The organism is Gammaproteobacteria bacterium (assembly GCA_033720895.1).
Classification (GTDB): domain Bacteria; phylum Pseudomonadota; class Gammaproteobacteria; order Natronospirales; family JAJUFS01; genus JAWWBS01.
The window spans coordinates 1-4,689 of sequence record JAWWBS010000095.1; the positions used below are offsets into that span (position 1 = coordinate 1).

Annotated in this window: 6 protein-coding genes; 3 read left to right on the top strand and 3 right to left on the bottom strand. The window is 60.2% G+C overall.

Annotated elements, in window-relative coordinates; all coding sequences use genetic code 11:
* On the top strand, nt 1-334 hold a 334-nt coding region (locus R3217_10290), incomplete at its 5' end, for a peptidase M20 (protein MDX1455830.1).
* Nucleotides 335-398: 64 nt separating this feature from the next.
* On the opposite strand, the gene R3217_10295 is transcribed toward R3217_10290, so the two are convergent.
* From R3217_10295 to rarD, 3 genes are all read right to left on the bottom strand, one after another.
* A complete protein-coding gene (locus R3217_10295; protein MDX1455831.1) occupies nt 399-863 on the bottom strand; it encodes a nuclear transport factor 2 family protein in 465 nt (154 codons plus the stop codon).
* Between the two features lie 52 nt (nt 864-915).
* Complete coding sequence (locus R3217_10300; protein ID MDX1455832.1) at nt 916-1,527, bottom strand: nuclease-related domain-containing protein; 612 nt, start codon at nt 1,525-1,527, stop codon at nt 916-918.
* 112 nt (nt 1,528-1,639) lie between these two features.
* The gene (gene rarD / locus R3217_10305; protein MDX1455833.1) at nt 1,640-2,563 is read right to left on the bottom strand and encodes an EamA family transporter RarD; all 924 of its coding nucleotides are present in this window, start codon (nt 2,561-2,563) and stop codon (nt 1,640-1,642) included.
* 156 nt (nt 2,564-2,719) lie between these two features.
* Between rarD and R3217_10310 the strand changes: the two genes are divergently transcribed.
* Together R3217_10310 and sufB are read left to right on the top strand one after the other, a co-directional pair.
* Nucleotides 2,720-3,199 (top strand): SUF system Fe-S cluster assembly regulator, encoded by a 480-nt coding sequence (locus tag R3217_10310; protein ID MDX1455834.1) that lies wholly within the window; start codon nt 2,720-2,722, stop codon nt 3,197-3,199.
* Nucleotides 3,199-4,647: a Fe-S cluster assembly protein SufB gene (gene sufB, locus R3217_10315; protein MDX1455835.1), complete on the top strand. Its 1,449-nt coding sequence runs from the start codon at nt 3,199-3,201 to the stop codon at nt 4,645-4,647. The genes R3217_10310 and sufB overlap by 1 nt, the downstream gene beginning before the upstream one ends.
* Nucleotides 4,648-4,689 lie beyond the last annotated feature (42 nt).

The following is a 4,689-nucleotide window of genomic DNA, read 5'->3' on the forward strand; positions in this document are numbered from 1 at the left end:
CAAGGCCGATTTCAAGGCCGATTCAGCCGCCAGCGGCTGGGACGCTCCCGCAGTCGCGCCGTGGCTGGACCAGTCGATGAACGCCGCGTCGAACGAGTACTTCGGCAAGGATGTCGTGTACTTCGGCATGGGCGGCAGCATTCCCTTCATGGGCATGCTGGCCGAGCAGTTCCCGGAATCACAGTTCATCGTCACCGGCCTGCTGGGGCCGAAATCGAATGCGCATGGCCCGAACGAGTTCATGCACATCCCGATGGCCAAGAAGCTGACCTGCTGCGTGTCGAACGTGATCCACGATCACTATCACCGCGACGAAAAAGCGGCTGCTGCATAAACAATAGCTGCTCATGAAAAACCCGCCGAAAGGCGGGTTTTTTCTAGCCAGTATCAGCAGGCGGTCAGTCGGCCTGCATCACGGCGTTGTAAACAACCGTGTCGGTCAACTGGTAGAAGGTCACGACCTCGCCATTCTCGATCACCCAGATATGCACGAACGGGACTTTCAGTTCGGCGCCCGTGTCGGCACGAACGCCCCGGTATTCGCCGCGCACGGCCACCATGTTGCCTTCCTCGATGTATATCTGCGGCACCGCCGAGTAGGACGCCCAGCCAGTCAGCGTTGCAAAGACATTCTCCATGACTTCCTTCGGCCCCTGGTAGACCCCGCCCTGCGGCAGGCCTTCGGATTCGTACCAGACCAGGTCTTCCGACATGACGCCCAGCACCGCTTCGATGTCGCCCCTGTCGAAATCGGCATAGGCAGTGGACGCTATGGCCCTCGGCGAGGTGGCTGACGTTGCAGGCTGGGTGGCACATGCGCTACCCAGGAAGAGCAGCGCAAACAAAGCAGCAAGCTTGTACATGAGGAGGCTCCGGAGACGACAAGAAACCCCAGTGTAGTCGACAAAGTGCAGCTTATGCCGGGGGACGGGTTTCTTCCTGCGCCTGCTCGGCCAGGTTGCGCAAGGCACGCCAGCTGTCCGAGAACGCCTGCGGATAGTCGTCACCGGCAGGTCCTACTGTCTCGACCAGGTGGTCAAGCACGACCGTTTCGGAGGGCACACCTTTCTCGAATCGCGCCGACTCGGTGAACACGACGTAGCCTTCGGCATGGGTATCCTTGGCATGCATGCGCACCGTGGCGATGCGGTCATGCAGCGCATACAGCGGATTGGGGAAGCCATGGCGACGATTGCCCGCGATCAGCACCCATTCGTCCATGTGGTCGGCACCGAAAACCGCACCCTCGACATCCTTCAGGTCCAGCACCAGCAAACCGCGATTGGTAAGCAGCAACACGTCGATATGAATGTGACCGCCAAGGCCATCAGCCAGGAAGAAATCTTCCATCATGTCGTGGGAGATTTCCTTCAGCGCACGGCGAATGCGCTGTGGCGTGCTGCTGTACCAGCGCCAGTAGCGGAAACCCGCGACCAGCAACGCCAGCAGCAGGACCAGGCCAAGGACCAGTTCCTGCCAGCGCACCGGATAGCCTGCGAGGACAAAAAAGACGTTTTCCGTGGACATGAAGCTTGTTGAATCCCCCGAAGTCACTCCCTCAAGCCTGCAAGCTCACGGCACCAGGCTTTCCCGGCCGGGATTCTAACCCAAGGGCGAAGGAACTGCCTGTAAGGATTCTCTATTTTGCGGCACTCGCCGGGGCGTGCCTCAACCGGGCCTGCATGCGCAGGATATCGCCGGTGTAGATGAGCAGCGCCGACCAGATCAGGACAAAGGTCACCCCATGGGCCACGGTAAAGGTCTCCTTGAACAACCAGACAGCCAGCAGGAACTGCATGGTCGGGGCGATGTACTGGAAAAGGCCCATGGTCGACAGTCGCAGGCGCTTCGCTCCGTTGGTGAACCACAGCAGCGGCAAGGCCGTCACGAACGCCGCGGCCAGCAGCATGCCATCGGTGTAGGTGTCTTTCGCCAGGAACAGGCCGCTGCCCTGCTCCGCGAGCCACGCCAGGTAGAGCAAGGCGATGGGGGTCACCAGCAGGGTTTCGACCAGCAGGCCAACCAGCGGGCCGGCCGGTGCCATCTTGCGGACCAGGCCGTAGAACCCGAAGCTGAAGGCCAGCGCCAGTGCCAGCCAGGGCACTTCGCCGTAACTGATCGCAAGATTCAGCGTGCCGCCCACCGCCAGCAACACCGCCAGCCATTGCACGGGTCGCAGCCCTTCTTTCAGGAACAGCATGCCCAGCAGCACGGAAACCAGCGGATTGATGTAGTAGCCGAGGCTGGCCTGCAGGATCTGGCCAGACATGACCGTATAGATGTAAAGGCCCCAGTTGGCGCTGATCAGCAAGGAGGAGACCAGCAGCCAGCGTAGCTGGGAGAAATCCGTGACCAGCGGCCTGATCTCGTGAAAGCGGCCTTTCAGCCACAACAGGATGGCAAGGAAGACCGCCGACCAGACCACCCGGTGCGCCAGCATTTCCAGCGCTGGCACGTAATCGATCGCCTTGAAGTACAACGGCGTGAAGCCCCACAGGCCATAGCACAGCAAGGCATACATCACGCCTGTGCGGGTTTCGTCTTGTGGCTTTCGTAGGGTCATCGGGACTCCCTTTTCGCGGGCGCAGCATACTCCGCTGGCCGCAGCTTCCCAAGTACTGACATGCCTGTACATGCGCAAAAAGCGGGTCTGGGGTTTAACCTGGCCCCCAATAGGACTAAAATAGTCCTCTTTACTGGCGTGAGCACGGATCAAGCCATGTTGCGACTCAGCAAAATGACCGATTACGGCACTGTCGTGCTGGCCCACATGGCCAGGACGCCGGATGCCGTTTTGACCGCGGCCGATGTCGCCGAAGCCACCCGCGTGGCCGCACCGACCGTTTCCAAGCTGCTGAAGCTGCTGACCCGTGGCGGCCTGCTGGTTTCCCAGCGCGGCGCCAACGGCGGTTACAGCCTGGCTCGCGATCCCGAGGCGATCAGTGCCGTCGACGTCATTGACGCCATCGAAGGCCCGGTCGGCCTGACGGCCTGTTCGCAGGACGATGGCGCCTGCGACCTGGAAAGCCATTGCCATATTGGCTCGTCCTGGCAGCGCATCAATGGCGCCATTCGCAACGCACTGAAAGACGTCTCGCTGCGCGACCTGGCCGAACCGGAATCGCTGACACCGCCGACCGTAAGGCTCGGCAAGCGGCAATTGAACGCACTGAACATACCAATCAAGGTGGAATCCTGATGTCCACGGACAATGCAGAAGTCAAAGCGCATCTCAAGAAAGAGTACGAGCACGGCTGGAGTACGGATATCGAATCCGAGACCCTGCCGCCCGGACTCGACGAGGATGTGATTCGCCACATCTCGGCCATCAAGGGCGAGCCCGAGTTCATGCTCGAGTTCCGCCTCAAGGCATTGCGCCACTGGTTCGAGATGAAGGAACCGCACTGGCAGAAGCCGGAGTTCCCGTTGCCGGACTACCAGTCGATTTCCTATTACTCCGCGCCCAAGTCGGAGAAGGACAAGCCGCAAAGCCTGGACGAGGTGGATCCCAAGCTGCTGGAAACCTACGACAAGCTGGGCGTTCCGCTGCACGAGCGCGCGCGGCTTGCCGGTGTCGCAGTCGATGCGGTGTTCGATTCGGTCTCGGTCGCAACCACCTTCAAGGACAAGCTGGCAGAAGCCGGCGTGATCTTCTGTTCCTTCTCGGAAGCGGTGAAAGAACATCCGGAGCTGGTCGAGAAATATCTCGGCACGGTCGTGCCCTACCGCGACAACTTCTTTGCAACACTGAATTCGGCCGTCTTTACCGATGGCTCCTTCGTCTACATTCCGCCTGGCGTGCGTTGCCCGATGGAACTGTCGACCTATTTCCGGATCAACGCCGCCAACACCGGCCAGTTCGAACGCACGCTGATCATTGCCGACGAAGGTGCGCATGTTTCCTACCTGGAAGGCTGCACGGCGCCGATGCGCGATGAAAACCAGTTGCATGCGGCTGTCGTCGAGCTGGTCGCGGAGAAAGGCGCGACCATCAAGTACTCGACCGTACAGAACTGGTACCCCGGCGATGAGAACGGCAAGGGTGGCATCTACAACTTCGTCACCAAGCGTGGCGATTGTCGTGGCGACGACTCCAAGATCACCTGGACACAGGTGGAGACCGGTTCGGCTGTCACCTGGAAATACCCGAGCTGCATCCTGCGTGGCGACAACTCGGTCGGCGAGTTCTATTCGGTTGCGCTGACCAACAACTACCAGCAAGCCGACACCGGCACCAAGATGATCCACATCGGCAAGAACACCAAGTCGACGATCGTTTCCAAGGGCATTTCGGCCGGCCATGGCGACCAGAGCTACCGTGGCCTGGTGCGCATCACGCCGAAGGCAACCGGTGCGCGCAACTACACGCAGTGCGATTCACTGCTGATTGGCGACCAGTGCGGCGCGCATACCTTCCCCTACGTGGAAGCGCGCAACCCGGACGCCATCCTGGAACACGAGGCCACCACCTCGAAGATCTCCGACGAGCAGCTGTTCTATCTCATGCAGCGCGGCATCTCGGAAGAAGACGCGACCAACATGATCGTCAACGGCTTCTGCAAGGACGTGTTCAAGGAGCTGCCGATGGAGTTTGCCGTCGAGGCACAGAATCTCATGGCCGTCTCGCTGGAAGGCGCGGTCGGTTAAACGAATTCAAATCGAAGAGTGAAACAAATGCTTAGCATCAAA

Excerpts from the sequence above, each read along its gene's own strand:
- sufB (MDX1455835.1), top strand. The coding sequence starts at position 3,199 with ATGTCCACGGACAATGCAGAAGTCAAAGCGCATCTCAAGAAAGAGTAC.
- R3217_10295 (MDX1455831.1), bottom strand. The coding sequence starts at position 863 with ATGTACAAGCTTGCTGCTTTGTTTGCGCTGCTCTTCCTGGGTAGCGCA.
- R3217_10300 (MDX1455832.1), bottom strand. The coding sequence starts at position 1,527 with ATGTCCACGGAAAACGTCTTTTTTGTCCTCGCAGGCTATCCGGTGCGC.
- R3217_10310 (MDX1455834.1), top strand. The coding sequence starts at position 2,720 with ATGTTGCGACTCAGCAAAATGACCGATTACGGCACTGTCGTGCTGGCC.
- rarD (MDX1455833.1), bottom strand. The coding sequence starts at position 2,563 with ATGACCCTACGAAAGCCACAAGACGAAACCCGCACAGGCGTGATGTAT.